Raw genomic sequence first — 21,863 nt, forward strand, 5'->3', positions numbered from 1 at the left:
TGAAAATTTAAAATAAATGCTAATATAGAAACATTATAGATGGACGAGGTAAAAAAGATGAGATTACGAAACGTAAAAGGCTCCAGAGAAATGATTGCCACAAATGATTTTGTCGTGCATGAAGAAGAGACAATGAAGGGAAAGTGGCATGATTTTTTTGAAAATGAAAATCCGATTCATATCGAAGTGGGAATGGGAAAAGGCAGATTTATTATAGATATGGCAAAGCTGCATCCGGAGATCAATTATATCGGTATTGAGAAATATTCGAGTGTGCTTGTCCGGGCAATCGAGAAGCAGACAATCGAGCAGCTTCCGAATCTGGTGTTTATCCGAATGGATGCGGAGGCAATCGAAAATGTATTTGAAAAAGATGAGGTTGCCTATATCTATCTGAACTTTTCTGATCCGTGGCCGAAGGATCGTCATGCGAGACGGCGCCTGACATCGGTGCAGTTTTTGAACCGGTATGTGAATTTCCTCGCAGCAGATGGAGGGCTTACATTTAAGACAGACAACCGCCCGTTGTTTGATTTCTCACTGGAACAGGTAGAACTTGCCGGTTGGGAGATGGTCAACTATACGTTTGACCTGCATCATAGCGAGTATGCGGAGGGTAATGTCATGACGGAGTATGAAGAGAAGTTTTCTGCGATGGGAAATCCAATCTGCCGCATGGTCATCAAACCACCAAAAAAGAAATAACAAAAACGTGTAAAAAAAGAGATTCCGGTGCATACTATGGTAGTAAGATACATGCCGGAGTCTCTTATGGGAAGAAAAAAATGTGGTTTTAAACTTACAAATGCAGTGTACTCGAATCCCTGTCTGAATCGAAAACTGATGAATCTTGGACGCAATATACACACAGTATGTTGTATTCTGAACCGGCTGGAGACAATTAGTGCATGCAAGAAGTTAAGGAAATAAAGGGTTTGCGGGCTTTTTGAAAAAAATCTGAAAAAAATGTGAAAAAAAGCTTGCATTTTGTAAATGAATGTTGTATACTCCATATTGTTCTGATGAAGAACACATGGTAAGTGAAAATTCACTACGGGCCGCTAGCTCATTTGGTAGAGCACCTGACTCTTAATCAGGGTGTGCGGGGTTCGAGCCCCCGGCGGCCCACTTGTAAAAGCATCGGTTTTGCAGAAGAAGCTGCGGAGTCGGTGTTTTTTTTGTATTTTCGGTTTTACACAGATGAAATGCAGAGAATCATGCAGAATTTACAATGTAAGTGCAGAAAGCGTGTAGAAGATGATTTATGAAAAGATGATTGAAACTGAAAATTCAGATCCGATGCGAACCGCATGGACAGATTACCGGCAGACATTGACCAGTTATGTCTTAGAGGGGATTGAGAGCTATTACCGGCGGGCACATCTGGCAAGACAGGGAAAATTGCGGGATCAGGCGTTTACTTTGGAGGCGGATGTACCTTTGGAAGCGAAACCGGTAGTTGCTATCTGGGGTGCCGGTCGATGCAATGATCTGGATCTGGAAATGCTGGCACCCTATGTGCGGTTTGTACTGATTGACCGGACGATGGAGGATATACAGGCGGCACGGGCGCGATATGGATTATCAGAGGCACAGTGTGTCTGTGTGGATTTGCGATTCTGGGAAATCTATGAGGAAGAGGAACGGTTTTTTGAGACATTGCTTGCGAATGGGGACGATCTGCATTTGTCAGAATATCTGCGTCAGGTCATGGAGTCAGTGGCGGAGCAACAGCCAACATTTGCGGGATATGAAAAGGCATTTGATTTCAGTGTCGTGTGTGGACTTGCCAGTCAGTTAAATGCGCGGTTTGCTGGGCTGCTGCAATTATATGGAAAAGATCTGCGCAGACTGCCAAGGACGGCTGCCATGATGAAGGAAATGAATGTGCAGGCAGCAGGGCGGTTGATGGATGCCATTATGGTGACAACAAGCGGAGCTGTTTTCGCGGCAAACGAGATATATGCAGCGTTGCCTGCGCGCGAAGAACGGCTGGCAGAATATGCTCAGATCTGGACGGAGGAATGGGAACAGCTTCTGACAGCAAAGACAGAAACACAGATTCTGCCAGAGGATGTAGAAGGCATTACTTGTCAGGTTGCAGGCAGCCGGGAATTTGAACTGCATCTGATGCAGGCACAGAAGGCGGGAAAGCTTGTTTTCCGGCATCGGAGTGGGTGCGTCTGGCCATTTTCAGAAGAAAAATATTATTTTATGGATGTTTTGACGGCATATTTCATAAATAAAGAAATAAAATAAAAAAATAACTTTCATAAGTTAGGAAAGCCTTTTTGAGTGGCTGTTTTGTTGAAAAAAGAAAGTTCCTATGGTATCATAACGGAGATTGGATATAAATAGCATTATTCCGAAGAGGGTATCTATGAAATTATATGTAACAAGACATGGACAGACACAGTATAATATAGAGGTTCGAATCTGTGGAAGAGCAAATGTGCGACTGACGGAAAAAGGAATCTCACAGGCACATGAGCTGGCACAGAGCATGCAGGATACGGATGTGGATCTCATCATTTCATCACCGCTTGTGCGTGCAAAGGAGACTGCAGATATTGTCGGTGCAGCGATCGGTGTGCCGGTAGAAGTGGATGATCGCCTTGCAGAGCGTGATTATGGTGTGATCGACGGAACCTATGAGGGAACGCCGGGATTCATGGAGCAGTGGGTACAGTTTGGTTACCAGTATCCAGAGGGTGAGTCGCTGCTTAAAGTTGTACAGCGTGTGTATAATTTTCTAGATGATATCAAGCAGCGCTATGCGGATAAAAAGGTCATGGTGATCAGTCATGGCGGTGTGTGCCGGGTGATCAACTCATATTTTGAGAGTCTGGATAATGAAGACTTTTTCAAGTTTAATCTGGGAAATTGTAAAGTTCTTCAATATGATCTCTAAAAAAGAAGATTATGTAAAATATGTAATAAAATAGTCACAATCTAGCATAAATTCCTTGAATGAATGAGGGGTTTATGCTATTATTTTTTTATCACTTCTTATTAGAATTAAGAGGGTTATTTAGGAGGGAAGATTTATGAATTGTACGATGTGTGGAGCGATTATACCAACCGGACAGACAAATTGTCCAATGTGTGGAGCTCCAGTTCAGGCAGAGCAACCTGCAGATAATGCACAGCCAGTGCATCCACAGATGGGATACCAGCAGCCAATGGGACAGCCGGTACAGCCACAGATGGGATATCAGCAGCCAGCAGGACAGCCGGTGCAGCCACAGATGGGATACCAGCAGCCAATGGGACAGCCGGTGCAGCCACAGATGGGATACCAGCAGCCAATGGGACAGCCGGTACAGCCACAGATGGGATACCAGCAGCCACAGCAGCCGATGGGCGGTTATTATCAGCCTAGAAGCAATAACGCAGCGGCATTTGGTGCAGGAATCAATGGATATCTTGGATATGTGAAGGAAAATCCTATGAATATCCTGAAGATCGTTGGAGCATTTTTTGTGTTCCTTGCAACTTTAATCCCATGGGCACATGCAACTTACTGGGGTGTTACAGAGCATTGGAATCTGTTTAAGGCAGGTGGATTTAACCGCTTCATCGCAATCATTGTGTTACTGCTTTCATTGGTACTGATTGCATGGGAGGTTGCAGATTTTATTCCTGTTCCACAGATTGCAAATGTGAAAGCAAAGTTACAGGCGATTCCATACTTTGAGTTTATTCTTCTTGGTGTCATCTTTGTATTTGTATTGATCGCAACAATTCGTCACGGTTATGCACATTCAGATGGTACGACGGTTAACTTCAGGGAGTATGGTATTAAGGTAGGTATTTCAGCCGGTGTGATTTTTGCATACCTTGGTGTGATTGCTGCCGCAGCTCCAAGAGTGTTAGACAAGCTTGGAATCAAGATCGGAAACAAATAATACATAAGTAAGAAAATGGCTGTCGAGCCGGTATGGTTCGGCAGCCATCGTTGTATATGATGGTCTGGAGGGTGATAGAACATGGTATGTAAGGAATGTGGAAAAGAGATTCCAGAGGGTGCGCTTTACTGTGAGTCTTGCGGTGCACCATTGGAAGAACCGATTGTTCTGAAGGTATCGAAAGAGGATATCAAGCGGGCAGAAAAGGAAGAGAAAGCAAAGGCGAAGGAGCGGGCAAAGCTTGCTGCAAAAAATACGGTAAAGCAGGTGCCGGAGAAAAAGCATCATCGTAAAGCTGCCGATACGAGCAAGGCAATCGACATCGTTGGATATTTCCAGTCCATCGGTGGAGATATGAACCTGTTGCTGGCGTTTGTCGGTTCGATTTTGTTATATCTGGCGCCGTTTATGAACTGGATCTGGGAGAAGCTTTTTGATGTGAAGCGTAAGGCGAATCTGTTTGAGATCGGTATGAAGAGCTCCATGGTAGAAGAAGATGGAAGCATCCTGGCGATGGGAGAAACCATTGTGCTGGTGCTTGGTATCATTGCAATCTTAGTCGGAGTCTGGATGCTGTTGTTGTCTGCCTGCGATTATATCAAGTGGTTGCGGAAATATGCGGCAAATCCGATTATGCGGTTTGCACCAATTCTTGTGATGCTTGTCATCTTTATTATCGTGATCAACAATAAGCATTACACACAGTCGCTGCGTGTGTTAGAGGACAATGTCCGACTGGCAAAAGAGCTTGGAACCTCATCGAATTATGATGCCGGAAGGGGACTTGGACCGGTCTTTTATGTGGCAGGTCTTGTGATCTATACACTTGGAACGGTTGGAGATTTTTTGGAACGGAAGCGTAAAAATGGATAATCAGAATCAATATGGAAAAAGTAAATTTGTGACAGCGAGTATGCTGCTAGGCATCCTGTCCGCAGTATTGTTGACAGTGAGCCTATTTGTACCTGCTATTGATCTGTCCGCATATCATGCACAGGTACAGATCCGGTACAGCATTATGAAGATCTGTGAAAATGTGGGGTTAATCTCTGATATGTGGCGAGGAATTCCGATTGGAATCCTGATTGCCGCGGTGGGGATGCTCGTGTTATCCTTTGTCAGGATACCGCCCCTCAAGGCAATACCCTGTATGATTGTTGTGTGTATGATTATCATAGCGCTTGTAGATATGGGAAATGTAACGGCATGGATCTCTAAGATGCTTGCTCGTTTCATCTCTTCTCAGGTATCCTCCGGTTCTTCTGTGTCCGGGGCGACGATCTGGAAGAGCTTTCAGGCAGGCATCTACCTGCTTGCAGCGGGACTGGTGAGTGGTATTGCCAGCTGCTTTGTATCCAATCATCAGGCGTAAATTATTCGCCAGTGATTCCGTCGATTTCCTCCTTGCAGTGTTTACCATCTGCAAGGAGTTTTTTTAATGTTTCTGCATCGTCGTTCTCCATTGCAGTTTTGTATTCCTGCAAAGCCGTGATAAAATAGTCAAGTTCTTTGATCAGATGTTTCTTATTTTCCAGAAAAAGTTCTGTCCACATCGTTTCATTCAACCATGCAACACGTGTCAGATCCTTGTAGCTTCCGGCAGAAAAACCATCGTGATTTTTTGCTGTCGGGCTTTTCACGTAAGCATTGGATACAACGTGTGCCATCTGGGATGTGAATGCAATCATCGCGTCGTGACGGTCGTAATCGCAGATTGTGAATTTACCGAAATGAATCGGAGACAGCAGTTTCTTCGCACGCTCGATGGATTTCGTATCATTCAGATCTTCTGGCACAAGTACCATAGAAGCTCCGTTGTACATTGTCTTTGTGCTGTATGCGTAGCCGGAGAAATGACGGCCAGCCATTGGGTGTCCGCCGATAAAAGTAAAGCCATATTGTTTGGCGATAGGGTAGCAGGATTGGCAGATCAGCTCTTTTGTACCACAGCAGTCGATCACCATCGCATCTTTGCAGATATAAGGTGCCATCTTTGTCAAATAGTCAATGCAAAGCTGCGGATACAGACAAAGCAAAATCAGATCGCAGTCTTTGATATTCCCTTCGTTTAATTCGCCGTCAATGGCTTTATCGTTATACGCAGCCTGAATCACTTCTTTGCTGCGGTTATAAGCAAGAACCTTGTGTTCGTCGTTGTCACTGTATGCTTTTGCAAAAGAACCACCGATCAGTCCAAGTCCAACAATTCCGATTGTCATAATATACCTCCATGCTGTGACTGTAATTCAAATAAATATGGTAAGATTGGCACAGCTTCAATCATCGACAACAGTATAACGCTTTAACGCGATAAAGTAAAGCAAAAATTTAAATGTATAAGACTGGTAAAACGTGGCAACACTCCTAGTACGCAACAGGCGCAAATGCAAAGTTGCGGAATACCTTGAAAAGGGGAAGGTCTATGAGCACGAAAAAGAAGTTATATATTGTTGTACTTATCTGGGCAGCAGTTGCGCTGCAAATCTTTATTACGAAGCGGATTGACCGGGAGAGCCAGATGGTGACACAGGTCATGAGTGATGGCGTGGAAAATGTGACGGCGGCAGAGGTAAAACTGTATGCGCATTATGGCGATGAGACGATGACCGAAGCCGCACGAGAGAAAATCCTGCAACGGGTTGGAGAAAAGCTGGGAATCATATCTGGCTATGACATAATTACAAGTACTGAAGGTGAAAATACTTCGACAACGTTTGTAAAAAAGGGTGAAAATGGAGATACGACAATCCGGTTGATTTCGATGGAACAGACAAACGCCGATGGTTCGACCATACAGGAGAATTATCTGATGACAGAGATTGCATTGAAAAATCAGTCGACAGAAAATATCTACCGGTGTAAGGAACAGCTCGATCAGATCTACACAGATCTGGGGCTCTCTGGCAGCAGCAATCTCTATCTGTGCAGTCAGGAAAAAGGGCGGATGACCGAAGATGAGATGCAGAAAACAACCGCAGATTTCTTCGATACCATGCATGCAAAAAAGCGCAATGAAATCGAATTACAAGATACGCTGTGCATCTATGGATACAGCGACAATGTCCCGGAATATGTGTATCAAAATGATCACAAGGTAAATGTGAATATTGCTTTCACGTATGATGAAGGGGAAGATATCACATATATTCACCGAGGATTACCTTTTATCGACAAATCATTTTAACCAAAGAGTAAGCGTAGTCGTGTAAATCTGTAAACAAGATGAGCCATGATTATAATTCTTAAACAGACCATTGAAGCACGCCGGCACTTAATGAGTGCGTAGCACGAATTTAGTACCGCTGCGTGATGAAGTGAGCGGGAGCGCGTCTGTGTAGAATTATAATCATGGCTCATCTTTATAATATTCTGTAGCCCGACTACGCGTATTTTTAGTAGGAAATAATCTCGTATCCATCCTCGGTGACAAGTACCTGAATCTCCCACTGTGCAGATGGAAGTCCATCTTCGGTGTAAACTTCCCAGTCATTTTCTTCGTCGACGAAGATGTCCGGCTTGCCCATGTTTACCATCGGCTCGATCGTGAACATGAAGCCAGGAACCATAAGCATTTCTGTACCTGCTTTAGAGTTGTAGCTTACCCAAGGTTCTTCGTGGAACTCAATGCCGACACCGTGTCCACCGATTTCGCGGACAACAGAATATCCATTTGCATAGACATAATCATGCACTGCCTGCCCCATGTCGCCGAGGAAGCCCCAAGGTTTTACCTGTTCGAGACCTTTGAGCATTGCTTCCTTTGTGACATCAACGAGTTTCTTCTTCTCCGGGCTGACATCACCGATACAGAACATACGGGAAGAGTCGGAGAAATAGCCGTTCAGGATTGTAGAGCAGTCTACGTTGATGATATCACCGGATTTTAAGATAACATCTGGTGATGGGAATCCGTGGCAGACCTGATCGTTGACGGAAGTACATACACTGTATGGGAATCCTTCGTAGTTTAATGGTGCTGGAATACCGCCCATATCGGTTGTCATATCGTAGACGATCTTATCAATCTCTGCGGTAGACATACCCTCATGGATTGTCTTCTGAATCTCATCCAGTACAGCGATGTTGATTTTTGCACTTTCCTTGATCTTCTCAACCTGCTCTGCATTTTTGATTAGGTTATGAGTAGGAACGATGTGCCCCTGATGTGCAATTTTTGCAATCTTATCGTCGAACATTTCATGACAGACTTTGTATTTTCTGCCGCTGCCACACCAGCAAGGATCGTTTCGGTTAATTTTCTTTGACATGATTACGCCTCTTATATTTATATTTGTGGTTTTACGCATAGGGCGGAAAAAACCACATATATTTTAGCAAAATAGTTTCGTTTGCGCAACCTGCGTAGATGAAACGTTTTATCATCTGCAAGGATTTGAGATAGAACGCGGATGAAGAAATGGGGGATCATGGGGGATTGTAATGAGAAAATGTTGAATAAAGGGCGAAGCGGGAGGCAGTTTATGATTTTGGTTCTGGTTGCGCTGGCGTGTGTGTCATCCGGGTGTCGCAAGCAGGAGGCGAGAGAACGACAGGATCTGGATTTTACGGTGTGCGCAGAGACAGAACTGCCGGATGATCTGCGGCAGATTATAGAGGAGAAGAAGCTGCATGCATTCCAGATGAGTTATACGACGAAGGATCATCTGTATATTGTGGTTGGATATGGGGAACACGACCGTACCAATCTGTGTGTGGTTGTGGAGGAGCTGTATAAGACTGACCGGGCAATCTATATAAAGACCGATCTGAAGACCGAGGCTGAAATGGAGGGGGACATTTCCGGTGTTGCATCAGGGACAGATTCCAACACGCCTGACGGGCAGACAGGAACATCGTCGATGTATCCGTATATTGTAATCCGGTTGCCGCGGCTGGAGCTGCCGGTATTGAATGTATCGTAAGTACGGCTTCTATATGCACGCAAAAATATTTACGGTAAATTATCATAATTCAGAGAGCATTGGAATACATATAAAGCAGAGGGTAAGAATCTAGTTTGGTGGAGGGAGCTATGGAATTTTCGAAGAAGGAAATACATACAAGCGTGTTGACGCAGTCCAAATATTCACAGATAACAGTCGATGATGATTTTACGATTCCGGATAGTAAAGGCGATATGGAAAAAATCGTTGCCAAGGAAGGTCATATTCTGTTGGAGTCCATGATTCCGGAGGATGGAAAAGTGCGGATCACCGGATCGGTCTGCGTGCGTGTGCTGTATCGTACCGGGGGCGATATCCCGCGGCTGTGCCAGTTCCAGAGTGAGATTCCATTTGAGGATGTTGTCAACTGCGATGGCGTGTCTTCCTCTAGTCAGGTGGATTGCCACAGTCAGTTGGAGGATCTGACGGTGAGCATGATCAATTCGCGCAAGCTGGAGGTTCGCGGACTGATTGGAACAAGTGTTAATGTGTATGAAGAGATGTGCATCGATGCGGCGACAGGGATTGAGCAGGGGGAAGGCGTTGCCTGTCAGTATCGCGACGTTACATATAGTCAGGTCGTGCTCGCCAAGCGCGATGTCCTGAAGGTGCGGGAGGAGCTGGAAATCCCGCAGAACAAACCGAATATCCAGGAGATTTTGTGGCAATGTGTCGCACTTCGGAACATGGAGACGAAGGCGGGGGATGAGAAGCTTCTGGTGCGTGGAGAAATCGAAATCTTCATCTTATATAAAGGGGGCGAGGAACGGCTCCCGGTACAGTCCATTTTCTCGGTGCGGTCGCTCTATCGTGAGGTGCCTTGCAGTGGTGCAGCAGAGGGCATGGTGTTGGATGTCGATTATGTGCTTGGCAAGGGGGAGATCACAATCCGGCAGGATGCGGATGGTGAGGATCGCGTGTTTGGCTGTGACTATAATATTGATATGAATATCAAGTTGTATGAGGACTGTTCATGCCGGATGCTGTCCGATGTGTATTCGCCGAGCGCGGAGCTTGTACCGCAGTTTGAGGTGATGGATTATGAGAACCTGCTGCTGCGCAATGCAGCGAAGGCAAAAGTGTCTGCCAGAAAACAGATCGGTGGAGATAAGGCGAAGCTGCTGCAGATCTGTCATGTGTATGGCGATGTCGATATTGATGATGTTGTTGTCGGGGAAAATGGGGCAGAGATCACAGGCGTTGTAAAATGCTGTGTGCTGTATATTGCGACCGGAGATGATCCGATGAGCAGTGTCGAGGTGGAGATTCCATTTTCGTATACGGCGGATACGGTACCGCTCGCGCAGGAGGACTCGGTGCGTATCCATCCGTGCATCGACCAGCTTACTGCGTCATTATTAAATAGTGAAGAAATCGAGATTAAGGCACAGATCAACCTGAACATCTCCGTCTTTGCAAAGGGTGAGAGTCAGGCGATGACGGATCTGCAGATCCTGCCGATTGATGAGGCGAAGAAGGCGGCACAGCCGGGTATCGTCGGGTATGTCGTGCAGAAGGGCGACAGCATGTGGAGCATTGCGAAAAAATACTATGCATCGATTGATGCCATCAAGCAGTTGAACAATCTGGAGTCCGATTATGTATCAGAGGGTGACCGGCTGCTGATCGTGAAATCTTAGATCTTCCTATAATATAAAGTAAATAGAAAATCACGGAAATCCATGTTGCAGATGCGGCATGGATTTCTGCCGTTATGAGAAAATAAATAGATTGTGAAGAAACGCTTGCGTTGGTATAATAAAAACAGATTGTTTGTAACGGGAGGCTTTCAAGGATGAAAACGTTAACGAGAAATGCATATGCAAAGGTGAATCTGGCATTGGATGTTTTGCGCAGACGCGAGGATGGTTATCATGATGTCTGCATGATCATGCAGAATCTAAGCTTATATGATACATTGACATTTACAGTGGAGGAAGCGGATACGCTGACAATCACACTGGCGTGTGATAAAGCATTCGTGCCGTGTGATGCGCGTAATCTTATCTACAAAGCAATCGCACTGATGGGGGAAACGTATCATCTGACCGGGCATGTCCATGTGGAGCTGGTGAAACGAATCCCGGTCGAAGCCGGTATGGCAGGTGGCAGTACGGATTGCGCCGCGGCATTTCATGCGATGCGAGAGTTGTATGGACTGGACGTCAGTGATCAGGAATTGATGAAGCTCGGTGTGAAACTGGGGGCGGATGTGCCGTATTGTATTATGGCAAAAACCGCGCTTTCCGAAGGTATCGGCGAGGTGCTGACAGAGGTGGCACCGTTGCCGGATTGTTTTGTCGTTGTGGCGAAACCGACGATATCGGTCAGCACGAAGATGGTATATGAGAACCTGCATGCGAACGAGCTGCAGCACCACCCGGATGTTGCGGGTATGGTGGACGCGCTGAAGCAGGGAGATCTGTCCGGTGTGGCAAGCCGCATGGAAAATGTCTTGGAGACAGTCACAACGAAGCTTTACCCGCAGATCGAGGAGATCAAACAGACAATGAAAGAGTCTGGTGCCGAAAATGCGATCATGAGCGGCAGCGGACCGACGGTGTTTGGTTTATATACAGAGAAAGCGACTGCAGAGCAGGCGGCAGAGAAAATCCGGCAGCAGTACGGACTTTCCGAGGTATATGTGACACAGCCGTGTTAGAGTTGGCTGAGATTTTTGCAGAATCGTGAGAAATAATCATACCTTTTGAGAAAAATACTCTGGTAGAAATAAAAAATATGCTTGAAATATTTGTCTATGCATAGTAATGTATATTGTATACACGATAAAATTAATTATGATGTATATGGGGAACGAAGAAGGTAATGGAAATCTGAATGGATAAGTTTTGACAGGAAGGTAAGGAGGTAGCAGATATGAAGTTGGATATGAATATCGATGAGTATCTTCCGCTTCGGGAGGTTGTATTTCATACATTGCGCAAGGCAATCATACAGGGAGAATTGCAGCCGGGAGAGCGTCTGATGGAAGTGACGCTGGCGAACAAGCTTGGTGTCAGCCGGACACCGGTACGTGAGGCAATCCGGATGCTGGAGCTGGAAGGTCTGGTTGTTATGATTCCGCGGAAAGGTGCGGAGGTTGCGAAGATTACAGTGCGTGACTTAAAAGATGCCTTGGAGGTTCGAATGGCAATTGATTCATTGTCGGTCAAGCTTGCCTGCGAGCGGTTGGATGAGAATGATAAAACAGAGATAAAACAGGCATGCGTGGCATTTCGCGAAGCAGTGAAATCGAAGAATGTACAGGCAATCGTGGAGGGCGATGAGCGTTTCCACAACACGATTTACCGGGCATCGAAGAACCAGAAGCTGATTACGATTGCGATGAATCTGCGGGAACAGGTGTATCGATACCGGTTTGAATATGTTAAGGATTTTTCGTATCATGAGAATCTGATCCGGGAGCATGATCAGATTACAGAGGCGATTTTGAAGGGCGACGTAGAGACAGCACAGAAGATTATGAAGGAACATATCTATAATCAGGAGCAGATCGTGATACGGAATTTGCAGAAGGAAGCATAAGTAAACAGGAAAACAAGAGAGAGGTGCAGAGCACCTCTTTTTTTGTGTGCCCACAAATATATTTCCACAAAACACAGTTATGTTGTTGTATAGCGACAAAATATAGTAGATAATCATTTTAATCTGCTGTTGAAAAATTTGGCCTGATTCATGCAAAAATTGCATCTGATTATGCAAAAACGGACAGATGAATTGTAATGAACAGGGAATCATGCAAAACTTGGGGTTAACGGAAAAAATCTTCGATTCGCGGAAAATGAATCGAAAAACTGTTATGCAGATGGTAGAATGAAAAAAATTACATTTGAAAGAGGTAACAAAATGAGCGAAGAAAAACTATTTGATGTGAATTGGGATCAGAGAAAATGGGAGACACCTGCGAGCGCACAGGATATGAAGCTGTACAGCTATCCACCGAGAACGATACGGAATATGTCAGTTCCGGGATTTCTGACATGGCTGGTGCTGTTGCTGGCATCAATTGGCGGACTTCTGTATACCGCATGGATGACAGTGACTGGAGACTATGAGGATGGAAAGATAAACACGATACTGGGAGTCGTAAGCTTTGTCGTGCTGCTTTGCTGTCTGATCTATAAGACGAATTATAAGAGAAAGCTTATCACATATACAGATGTGTTACATGCGGTGTTGATTGATAAGGCCAAACATGCGTATGTTGTACATTTGAATGAGGATGCTTTTCTGGGAGCAACCGGACTGGGTGCATATAGAGTTCAGACTGTCTAGGCGCAGGGGGTAAGTGTAACACATGTCGGACAGGCAATGGATAGCCGAGACATGGAGCAGAAAGCAATCAAGATGATTCAGCATAAGGATTTCCTGTTGAAGCGTATTCAGGAGAAGCCGGTTTTTCAGGAGATGATCGAGAACGGTACCTTTGAGCAGGTGGCTTTGCCGGTTGAGAAGATTCTGAAGTTCAAGAATCCGGGTGCCTGTTTCGTAGTTACGTATGCATATAAATGGAATGGCAGTGAATATACAGACACGGTTCGCTTCTATCATTCTATGCAGGATTATAAGGAGCTGCTTGCATATTTCAAGGAGCGGTATGAGGCAGAAAAATAAAGGTATGAAAAAAACAGGTGTATTGGGATTCGTGATTCTGTGCCTGCTCAGCGGGTGTGCACAGCAAAGCACAGAATCCACAGAGGCGACAACGGTCGCTGCAGTGGAAGCAGAAGCATTGGAGACGGTCGAGCTTAAACGTGCAGAAGTTGGTGATATCGTGCAGATGGGAACCTATGAGCAGGACGGGGATACGGAGACAGAGGACCCGATCTATTGGGATGTATTGGACAAGGACGGGGATTCAATATTGATTATCTCGCATGACGTGATTGGCTATCAGCGGTTTTCTGACAGCCCCAATTGTGTGATATGGGAGGATTCCCAGATACGGACATGGCTGAATGAGGAGTTTTATACGGACGCATTTGATAAGGAAACACAGGCGCGTATCAAAGGATACGTCACATCAGGAGTAGATGAGGCAAATCAGGAGTCGAGGGGTGATGCGACGGATCGGATATTCCTGCTGAGCCAGAAGGAAATCGAGAAGTATTATGGGCACAAATTACCAAAAGCAGAAGCACTTTTATGCAAACCAAGCAAGGCTGTTTTACAGCGCTACGAAGAGATAGAGCAACAGCGCGTGCGTGAAAAAGTACCATTCGTGACAAGTGTTCCAGATGCATCGGAAGGGATTTCGTGGATGTTGCGGTCAACCGGAAAGTCGCAGAATCAAATCTCCATTATTCGAGGGGACGGGTATTATTCACAATGTCTGGCAGATTACTATCAGGGTGTTCGTCCGGCTATGTGGATCGATGTAGGTGATGAAAACGGAGAGGGGCAAGCGTTACAGGAATGAAAAAAATAAAATTATATGTTCTTATTACAGTCGTAAGTATCGTTTTACTCGCATGGTTGCTGGTGGTGGTTATCGTATTTCAGAAAAACCATGCGGATATCTTTTTCTTCGACAATAACAAAGACATTGAATATCAATATGGAAACTACAAGGCGGATGCGCTGGTTGTGGATGGCTATGTATATCTGTACAGAAGTGTCGTGGAGCTGGGAAATTATGATAAAAAAGAAAAATTAGAGAAATGTGGAAATAACGTCATATATCGTCTTTCCCCGGATGGAACGTATGAGGAGTTTTACGAATTTGAAGATGAAGATGCCCTCTATTATGACGTGAATTCCAAGCTTTATTATTATGATGAGCATTTCTATATCATGATTGGTCAGCGGGTGTATCGTATAACAAAGGATGGAAGCAGTGCGCAGGTTATCTATGAAAATACCGGTGGCAATGGTATTTTTCGGATGTTTGGAATCCGGGAGCATTATCTGCTGCTGGCAAATCATAATGAAGTGCGTTATCTGGATATGCGTAAATGGGACTGGAGCACGCCTATCGACTTTGATCAGATGCGTGTTTTGAAATATGTGTATGCGCTGGACGCAGATACTTTTTATAATTGGATGATCAGTGGTGTTACCAAGCATTCTCCGAAGCGGCTGCAGGATGCGAATGCAGCAATAGAAGAAGAGACAGATATTGAATGCATAAATATCTATCAGGATGCTGTCTATTATGTGCAGGAAAATGCCGAGAATCATGCGTACATGATAAAATACAAATCTTTGACGTCAGATGAGGAAGAAGATTTGCTCACGGTGAATCCGGATGGGAAATTGAGGATATTATCGTTGGTCGTTAGCGAGGATTTTATCATCTATGATCTTGGATCGTCAGAGTATGGTCAAAATTATGAATATGGAGAGAATGTGGATGTACGCATAATATGGAACCGGCATACAGGAAAGTGGAAATCCATTAGTTACAAATAAGAGGACTCAGATCATATATTTATCTGCAACTGTGGAATGAAGAAATCAGAGAATGAACAGACGTAGACAGATTCGGTATGAGGGGTTAGAAGGAATGAAAAAATGGTGTATTATGCTTGCGTTTGCAATGCTTTTACTAAGTGGATGTGGAAAACAGGCGGAGTCAACCGAAGTGGCTACGGAGGAATCCAATACAGAGGAACCGGAACCTGCTACGACAGAAGCATTGGAAACAGTGACACTGAAAGATGCAGAAATTGGAGATATTGTGCAGATGGGAACGTATGAACAGGATGGAGATGCAGAGACAGAGGACCCGATCTGCTGGGATGTGCTGGATAAGGATGGGGATGCAGTGTTGCTGATATCGCATGATGTGATCGCCTATCAGCGATTTTCGGATAGCCGTAAATGTGTGGATATGGGAGGATTCCGAGATACGGACATGGCTGAATCAGGAGTTCTATGCAGAAGCGTTTGTCGAGGAAGAACAGGCAAGTATCCGCGAGACAACATTGGAGAATCTATCTACAGTGGGATTTGCTGCGCATGTGGACCCATCCGGGGATGTACAGGTACGGGAGAGCAGACCGGATACAAAGGATAAGATATTCCTGCTGAGCTGGAAGGAAGCGGAGCAGTATTATGGAAATCGTTTAACGGATGCATCTGTTCTTGGACGAAGACCATCGAGGGCAGTTTTGCAGAAGCGGAAAGCGATATTTACAGATCTTATAATCGAGGAGCTTCCGGCGATGTATCCATATTCCCGGCATCTGCCTGATGGTACGGAGCGGTTATCGTGGATGCTGCGGTCAACGGGTATGAAGAATTACACGATTTTTGTGATTGGATACGAGGGAAAATGGGATCAGGACTATCCAGATTCTTATAACGGCGTGAGACCTGCAATGTGGGTAAACGTGGGGGATTAGTGTCAAAGGGAGCAAGAAGCTGTTGATACGCGGGTGATCTGGAACCGGCATATCGGGGAGATACAGCAAACAATCTCGTACCGGTAAACATGGGAGGAAATAGCAATGGAAGAGAATACCGAAAGAGATGAAGTCTATGAGCAGTTCATGCAGGACTTGCAGGCAAAGAAGAAAAGGCAGGTAAAGCGTACGATCAGAGAAGTGATCATGGTTGTGATCATACTTGGAGTAATTGGCTTTGTCGTTTGGTTTCTGACAGATCCTGAGGCATCGGAGAAGGTAAGCCTTCGAAAAGAGAAAGCGCCGGTTGCTTATGCGGACATTCCATTTACGACGAAGGATGTATCCAGTATGGAATTTGCGATTGCCGGAAAGGTTATGACATTTCCGTGCACAACGACAGATCTGTATGACGCAGGGTATAGCATGAATGAAAGTGATGCGAAGATCATGCTGGGAAAACCAGCCTCTCTGATGATAGATGGATATAAGGCATATGAGACAGCGATCTGCAAGATGGAGGCGCGTGATTTTAAGGGTGAGTTTGATGTATCGGTAATCAATACAGGCACGAAGGAGACAGCCGCTGTGAATTGTCCGATTCATACGATATGGTTCGATGAGCAATTTATGTTGTGCAATGGACTCAGTCAGACGAGCACGTATGAGGAGATACTTGCAGCGATGGGAAAACCAGATGAAGAAAAAAAGATTAGTTCAATGAAGGAACTTTACTATGAATATGGAACCTGCACGATTATCTTTTCATTCTGCGACACCTATACCGGAATGGAGGGAAAAGTATGTGATCGGATTTGGATGACGATAGATTGAAGGGAGAAAGGGATGTCTCTAAGCCGGAAACAAAAGATAATTATATTTGCAATGATACTTGTTGCCTGTGCTATTGGCGGCGGGGTATTTTACAAACGACATGCTGCACAAAAGGCAAAGAACCGGCTGTTTGAGAATCCATTTTCCGGGGTTAATCAGGAAATCGATCTGCAAAGTGGAAATTATGCAAATGAGGCACTCGTTGTGGATGGATATGTGTATTTCTATCAAAGCCGGGTGAACCTTGGAAACTATGACCACGTTGATGAGTTGAAAAAATGTGGGAATAATGTGATTTACCGGTTGTCTCCAGATGGAACGTATGAAGAATTCTATACATTTGATTATGGGGATGCAATCTATTATTCTGTCCGTTCAAAGCTCTATTATTATAATGAGTACTTCTATATTCAGATAGGAAATCGAATCTATCGTATCGACAAAGAAGGAACCCGTGCGCAGATCATCTATGAGAATATGGGTGAAGGTTCGCTGGCATTTGGAATCCGGGATCATCATCTGGTGCTTCAAAAAGCGCGCCAATACTACTGTCTGAATCTGGATAAATGGGATTGGAGTCAGCCGATAGAGGTTGGACGTATGCGGCACTTGCTCAATGTAGATACGGAACTTTTTGATTTATATGAGGGCGTTATTTATGGAAGCAGATATGAACTATCAGACAATGCGGTAGTTTTATTGGATCATCAATTAAAGGTTTGGAATGAAGAGGAAAAGGAATTGGAGAAGATTGCGTCTGACGTGTATTGCCTGAATGTTTATAAAGGAGATGCCTTTTATGCACAGAGCGTGGATGATGGCGTCTGCATAAAATACAGATCGTTCGATGGTGAGTCGGAAGTCGAACTGTTTACGATTAACCCGGATGAGAATAAGAGCATAAAATCGTTGGTGGTGAGTGATGATTTCATTATCTATGATCTGGGACCGGGCAATTATGAAGATGGTGTGGATATGCGGGTAATCTGGAACCGGAATACCGGGGAGACACAGGAGACGATTGTGTATCGGTGAAGCTGAGAATACGAAATAATTATTTGATATAAAATGGCACCGTCATAAAACGGTGCCATTCTGGATTATTGCTTTTTAGCTAACAATGCTTTCAACTGCGCAATTTCTTCTTTTGATCGCTGTAATTCATCTTCAGCCTGCTTTCGTTTTTCTTCCTCTTGCTTTCGCAATTCCGCTTCCTGTTTTTGCTTTTTTTCAGCCAGTTGTAATTCATCCTGCAGTTCTTCAATCATGTATTTCACTGTATTTTTATCTGCAATTTTTAACGCTTCTGAAAACATGTGAATCACCTCCTCAGGTTTATTAACATATGTACTTATTTCACGGAATATCGTTTCGCTCCACGGATAGCGTCTGATCACGCGCTCCACATCCGCGATTGTCTCTGCGGTCAGGATAGAAAGCCAGCCTTCCAAATCATTCATATTTGAATCAATGGTTTCCCGTGTATCTAGATTCTTATCATCAGTATATCCGTTTTGACAGAATACATCAAGTGCAATCAGAAAATATTCCTGCAGGAGTTCCAACGTGAGTTCGGTGTTAAATCGTGTTTTACCGTGATGGATATAAGCACCATGCAATAGCGGATTTTTAAAATCAGCGCCTGTTTTTTCATATAGAATAATGGTGTATACTTTTTTCATGTCAGAATACATAAATTTTTTGTTCTCTTTTAGGCGTGTGTATTCACGAAGCAACAAGTCAGAAGAGTAACAGGAAATGCGTTCAGCAGTGAACATATATGGAATCTTCTGAATTTCGACATTTGCAAGTGAGCCATTACTTAATCGGACAACGATATCCATGATTAGCAGGGAATCAATGGAGATGGCTGTATTTTCCGATGGCAAAAGCCGTTCCACAACGACGGATTCACCCAAAATGGCACTGAGCAGATTTGACAACCAATCAGGATGTCTGTCCGGGTGAAACATACATTTGAAGAATGGATCGTAAGTAAGTGGCATTGTTTTCTTTCCCGTCATGTAATCAGCGAAGCGTTTTTTCCATGTTTCGTCAAGTGTGATATATTCTGAATATAGGTTTTGTGTTTTCATAGCTTCTTCGAGTTCGTTTACGGTCTGATAGAATGTATTCTGTGTGTCTGTGGTTATTGTTTCATTCGTCATAAGCGGTTCCTCCTAAAAAATAGATGTGTGCATGAAATTAAAGTTGTTAATGAGTAATAATTAAAATTTGTGCGCAAAAAGGGTAATGATTAGTATTCGAAGAATCGAAGATAAAAATATAAATTAATAGACTGTTACCGAACTACGCTATGAACGAGCGCTTCTCGACAACAAAGAAACTGTATCATGAATTACAGCAGATTGTAAAGAGATTTTTAGAAATGCAACTAATTGTAGCATTTAAGGAACCTACACGTTTAATGCTATTGGTAATACCACAGTCGCTACGAAGAATCCTCCTTCAATCGAGTAGTTGACAAAACCATGATTGTTCTCCACTGCATGCCGGATGCTTTTGGTGCCGATGCCGTGCAGCTTCGTGTCCGTCTTGGTAGAGACGAATTGTCCATCACGTAAAACCGGTGCTTTGTCAAAGGTATTTTTCACGATAATGACATAGAAGTTATTTTCGTTTTTCTTTGTAATAGTCAGTTGTACAACACGAGAATTATCGCGCGCCAGACATGCTTCAATGGCGTTATCAAGTAGATTCGACAGAATGGATATGATATCCGCGGACGGTAATTCGGCAAACGTAATATCCGGGAGTACATCGATTGACATCTGGATATTCTGCGATTGGGCAAGTTCAGATTTCTCAGTTAGAATTGCATTCAGAATATCGTTTTTGGAATAGCGCGTAAGGATGGTTGTATCTAACTTTGTATCCAATTCGGAAATGAGTGCAAGTGCCTGGTCTGGATGTCCGTCGTCAAGCAGTATGCGGATGGCTTTCATGTAATGTGTCGTATCGTGCACCAGCTCCTGCAAATGTTCATCCATAGTGAGTATCTTTTGATAATAACTCAGTCGAAGTGATTGATCTGAGATAATCAGGTTGTTCTGCAGGTTGTGATTAAGCTGCTCCGTGTATCTCTGGAATGCGCGGAAGATCAGAATGTTTCCAAACTGCATGATCGCAAAAAATACGCAGAGCAATATCCGCATGCGTGGAGATGATGCGAAGTCCAGACCGGAATAATATGTGAGCAGCATCATTGCAATGCATGCAATTGGAATACACAAATAGCATGCGAAAATCTTCCGATCCATGTGGGCGGAGGATCGGACAGAGGTCTGCTTATACAGGCAGCAGATCAGATAGGTCAGGAGCTTCAAAGTAAATATCTGCCAAGGAATCGTGGACAGATTCGCAACACTGCTGGAATGAAAAAGGTATGCAGGCAGATTCAATAAAACTGCAAATAAAAATTCGCAGCCGAAGAAAATCGCACACAAAAATACGATATACAGCAGTCGTTCTTTCAAGCTTGCTTCATAAAGAAAAGAGTAAAGAAGTAACAGGCAAATGAAAGAAAGCATATTCAGGTAGGAAATATGCAATGTGTTGATGCCAAAATAAATGCCGATAAAAGGAATCGCAATCAATAGGCGGTTTCGGAGGGGTTGAAAATTCGGACGAATTACAAAAAAAGCGTCAAAAAAGTCCGAAAATATGAGGTATTCTGCAATGCAACTGAATAATAAGATAATATAATCCATACTGTCTCCTAATCCTGTGATTTCATATAACGGAAGAACATTGCCTGAAACTCTTTCTGTCTGGAGCGAGAGATCGTCAGCATGCTATTATCCGACAGTGTCAGTTCGGTTGTATTCAGGTATGTTACATGCTGGAGATTCACTAAGTAACTGTTATGTGCATACGCAAAATAAAAATCATGCAGTAATGCATGCAGGTCACTTAGAGAACTTTTGCATATAATCTTGTCATTATAAGCATAGTAGGGGCTGTTCTTCGATACATAAATCTTCGAACAGCCACGTCCGCGTGCGATATACATAATCTCCGACGCAGGGAGTTTTATGTGTGTGCTGTACCATCCGGCATGGATAAAAGGCTCTGTTTTCTCGGTCTGAATATGAGCAACAATCGAAGCAAGTTTCTCCACCATATGTTCATCTGACCATGTTTTGAGCAGATAGCGGTATGGCTCAGACTCAAATGATTCCGGCGTTGGCGACTGCTTCCCGGAACAGAAAACCAGTGTGGAGCTTGGGAATTTCTCACGAAAAGATTTGGCAAATACCGTTCCATTTACATCTGGAAGTTGGATATCTAAGATCAGTAAATCAATCGTATAGAAATTTGGAAAGTCTGCTTCGAATTCACTTGCTGAGAGGTAGCTGTAGAATTTGCAGGTTTCTGATGGTAGTCCTGCGCGAAGCAATAAACATTTCATATGATCTATAAATAAAGTATCATCATCACAAATAACAATATGATACATAGTCTGGAGTCTCCTTTTAATAACTCAATTTAATAAAATACTTGTTCTATTTTATCATATATATTTTGGAAAAAAAGATGTTCCTGTGCAAAAACTGCATCGCAATCTGCAAAAATCGACATGGGGGTTGAATACGAAATGCGTCCAAGTACTATAAAAGCGGGTACAGCATTTGAAAAAATTAAGGAAATAGAGGAGCGAGGACGTCAATGATAGCAGGAATTGTATATGTGATAGCAGGAATTTTTTGGGCATTTGTATGTGGGGAAGAAGTGAGAAAAAAGAACTATGATCCAACAGCATGGTATGTGCTTGGTTTTATATTTGGTGG

23 protein-coding genes and 1 tRNA gene are annotated in these 21,863 nt (G+C 43.9%); 19 read left to right on the forward strand and 5 right to left on the reverse strand.

Annotation, left to right across the window (positions count from 1 at the left end; translation table 11 throughout):
* Positions 1-57: 57 nt before the first annotated feature.
* From trmB to AAAT93_RS05065, 7 genes are all read left to right on the forward strand, one after another.
* The gene (gene trmB / locus AAAT93_RS05035) at positions 58-705 is read left to right on the forward strand and encodes a tRNA (guanosine(46)-N7)-methyltransferase TrmB (protein WP_118545548.1); all 648 of its coding nucleotides are present in this window, start codon (positions 58-60) and stop codon (positions 703-705) included.
* 350 nt (positions 706-1,055) lie between these two features.
* A tRNA-Lys gene (locus AAAT93_RS05040) sits at positions 1,056-1,128 on the forward strand.
* A gap of 129 nt (positions 1,129-1,257) precedes the next feature.
* Positions 1,258-2,259 (forward strand): hypothetical protein, encoded by a 1,002-nt coding sequence (locus AAAT93_RS05045; protein WP_118545199.1) that lies wholly within the window; start codon positions 1,258-1,260, stop codon positions 2,257-2,259.
* A 121-nt stretch (positions 2,260-2,380) separates the two neighbouring features.
* Positions 2,381-2,911 (forward strand): histidine phosphatase family protein, encoded by a 531-nt coding sequence (locus AAAT93_RS05050; RefSeq protein ID WP_021984231.1) that lies wholly within the window; start codon positions 2,381-2,383, stop codon positions 2,909-2,911.
* 136 nt (positions 2,912-3,047) lie between these two features.
* Entirely contained in the window at positions 3,048-3,908 is an 861-nt protein-coding gene (locus tag AAAT93_RS05055) for a hypothetical protein (RefSeq protein WP_304503911.1), read from the forward strand.
* Positions 3,909-3,989: 81 nt separating this feature from the next.
* Positions 3,990-4,781, forward strand: a complete 792-nt coding sequence (locus tag AAAT93_RS05060) for a zinc ribbon domain-containing protein (protein WP_118734579.1) — start codon at positions 3,990-3,992, stop codon at positions 4,779-4,781.
* A complete protein-coding gene (locus tag AAAT93_RS05065; RefSeq protein ID WP_021984234.1) occupies positions 4,774-5,280 on the forward strand; it encodes a hypothetical protein in 507 nt (168 codons plus the stop codon). The genes AAAT93_RS05060 and AAAT93_RS05065 overlap by 8 nt, the downstream gene beginning before the upstream one ends.
* Before the next feature lies 1 nt (position 5,281).
* On the opposite strand, the gene AAAT93_RS05070 is transcribed toward AAAT93_RS05065, so the two are convergent.
* On the reverse strand, positions 5,282-6,127 hold the full coding sequence (locus AAAT93_RS05070; protein WP_117781634.1) for a prephenate dehydrogenase: 846 nt from the start codon (positions 6,125-6,127) through the stop codon (positions 5,282-5,284).
* A gap of 203 nt (positions 6,128-6,330) precedes the next feature.
* Here AAAT93_RS05070 and AAAT93_RS05075 point away from each other — a divergent pair, with 203 nt between their 5' ends.
* Positions 6,331-7,092: a YwmB family TATA-box binding protein gene (locus AAAT93_RS05075; protein WP_118671183.1), complete on the forward strand. Its 762-nt coding sequence runs from the start codon at positions 6,331-6,333 to the stop codon at positions 7,090-7,092.
* Between the two features lie 208 nt (positions 7,093-7,300).
* Here the strand turns inward: AAAT93_RS05075 and AAAT93_RS05080 are convergent, their stop codons facing one another.
* The gene (locus tag AAAT93_RS05080; protein ID WP_021984237.1) at positions 7,301-8,176 is read right to left on the reverse strand and encodes a methionyl aminopeptidase; all 876 of its coding nucleotides are present in this window, start codon (positions 8,174-8,176) and stop codon (positions 7,301-7,303) included.
* Positions 8,177-8,389: 213 nt separating this feature from the next.
* On the opposite strand from AAAT93_RS05080, the gene AAAT93_RS05085 reads away from it, so the two are divergent.
* The 11 genes from AAAT93_RS05085 (at position 8,390) to AAAT93_RS05135 (ending at position 18,087) form a co-directional block, all read left to right on the forward strand.
* Positions 8,390-8,830: a protease complex subunit PrcB family protein gene (locus tag AAAT93_RS05085; RefSeq protein ID WP_021984238.1), complete on the forward strand. Its 441-nt coding sequence runs from the start codon at positions 8,390-8,392 to the stop codon at positions 8,828-8,830.
* Between the two features lie 110 nt (positions 8,831-8,940).
* On the forward strand, positions 8,941-10,491 hold the full coding sequence (locus tag AAAT93_RS05090) for a DUF3794 and LysM peptidoglycan-binding domain-containing protein (protein ID WP_118374668.1): 1,551 nt from the start codon (positions 8,941-8,943) through the stop codon (positions 10,489-10,491).
* A gap of 155 nt (positions 10,492-10,646) precedes the next feature.
* Complete coding sequence (ispE, locus tag AAAT93_RS05095; RefSeq protein ID WP_021984240.1) at positions 10,647-11,513, forward strand: 4-(cytidine 5'-diphospho)-2-C-methyl-D-erythritol kinase; 867 nt, start codon at positions 10,647-10,649, stop codon at positions 11,511-11,513.
* A 215-nt stretch (positions 11,514-11,728) separates the two neighbouring features.
* Positions 11,729-12,397 carry a GntR family transcriptional regulator gene (locus AAAT93_RS05100; protein WP_021984241.1) on the forward strand — a complete coding sequence of 223 codons (669 nt, stop codon included), beginning with the start codon at positions 11,729-11,731 and terminating at the stop codon, positions 12,395-12,397.
* Between the two features lie 321 nt (positions 12,398-12,718).
* On the forward strand, positions 12,719-13,147 hold the full coding sequence (locus AAAT93_RS05105; RefSeq protein ID WP_227573578.1) for a hypothetical protein: 429 nt from the start codon (positions 12,719-12,721) through the stop codon (positions 13,145-13,147).
* A 51-nt stretch (positions 13,148-13,198) separates the two neighbouring features.
* The gene (locus AAAT93_RS05110; protein WP_188332012.1) at positions 13,199-13,486 is read left to right on the forward strand and encodes a hypothetical protein; all 288 of its coding nucleotides are present in this window, start codon (positions 13,199-13,201) and stop codon (positions 13,484-13,486) included.
* A gap of 4 nt (positions 13,487-13,490) precedes the next feature.
* Entirely contained in the window at positions 13,491-14,291 is an 801-nt protein-coding gene (locus AAAT93_RS05115) for a DUF6273 domain-containing protein (RefSeq protein ID WP_227573580.1), read from the forward strand.
* On the forward strand, positions 14,288-15,283 hold the full coding sequence (locus tag AAAT93_RS05120) for a hypothetical protein (RefSeq protein ID WP_227573581.1): 996 nt from the start codon (positions 14,288-14,290) through the stop codon (positions 15,281-15,283). The genes AAAT93_RS05115 and AAAT93_RS05120 overlap by 4 nt, the downstream gene beginning before the upstream one ends.
* Positions 15,284-15,696: 413 nt before the next feature.
* Positions 15,697-16,218: a DUF6273 domain-containing protein gene (locus tag AAAT93_RS05125; protein ID WP_227573582.1), complete on the forward strand. Its 522-nt coding sequence runs from the start codon at positions 15,697-15,699 to the stop codon at positions 16,216-16,218.
* Between the two features lie 105 nt (positions 16,219-16,323).
* Positions 16,324-17,052: a hypothetical protein gene (locus tag AAAT93_RS05130; protein ID WP_227573583.1), complete on the forward strand. Its 729-nt coding sequence runs from the start codon at positions 16,324-16,326 to the stop codon at positions 17,050-17,052.
* Between the two features lie 51 nt (positions 17,053-17,103).
* Positions 17,104-18,087, forward strand: a complete 984-nt coding sequence (locus AAAT93_RS05135) for a hypothetical protein (protein ID WP_227573584.1) — start codon at positions 17,104-17,106, stop codon at positions 18,085-18,087.
* A gap of 65 nt (positions 18,088-18,152) precedes the next feature.
* On the opposite strand, the gene AAAT93_RS05140 is transcribed toward AAAT93_RS05135, so the two are convergent.
* The 3 genes from AAAT93_RS05140 to AAAT93_RS05150 all read right to left on the reverse strand — a co-directional run bounded on the left by AAAT93_RS05140 (position 18,153) and on the right by AAAT93_RS05150 (position 21,532).
* Complete coding sequence (locus tag AAAT93_RS05140) at positions 18,153-19,220, reverse strand: cell envelope integrity protein TolA (RefSeq protein WP_021984934.1); 1,068 nt, start codon at positions 19,218-19,220, stop codon at positions 18,153-18,155.
* Between the two features lie 249 nt (positions 19,221-19,469).
* Positions 19,470-20,549: a sensor histidine kinase gene (locus AAAT93_RS05145; protein ID WP_227573585.1), complete on the reverse strand. Its 1,080-nt coding sequence runs from the start codon at positions 20,547-20,549 to the stop codon at positions 19,470-19,472.
* A 242-nt stretch (positions 20,550-20,791) separates the two neighbouring features.
* Complete coding sequence (locus AAAT93_RS05150) at positions 20,792-21,532, reverse strand: LytR/AlgR family response regulator transcription factor (protein ID WP_227573586.1); 741 nt, start codon at positions 21,530-21,532, stop codon at positions 20,792-20,794.
* Between the last annotated feature and the right edge of the window lie 331 nt (positions 21,533-21,863).

The organism is Coprococcus hominis (ex Arizal et al. 2022) (assembly GCF_040094675.1).
Taxonomy (GTDB): Bacteria; Bacillota; Clostridia; order Lachnospirales; family Lachnospiraceae; genus Coprococcus_C; species Coprococcus_C hominis.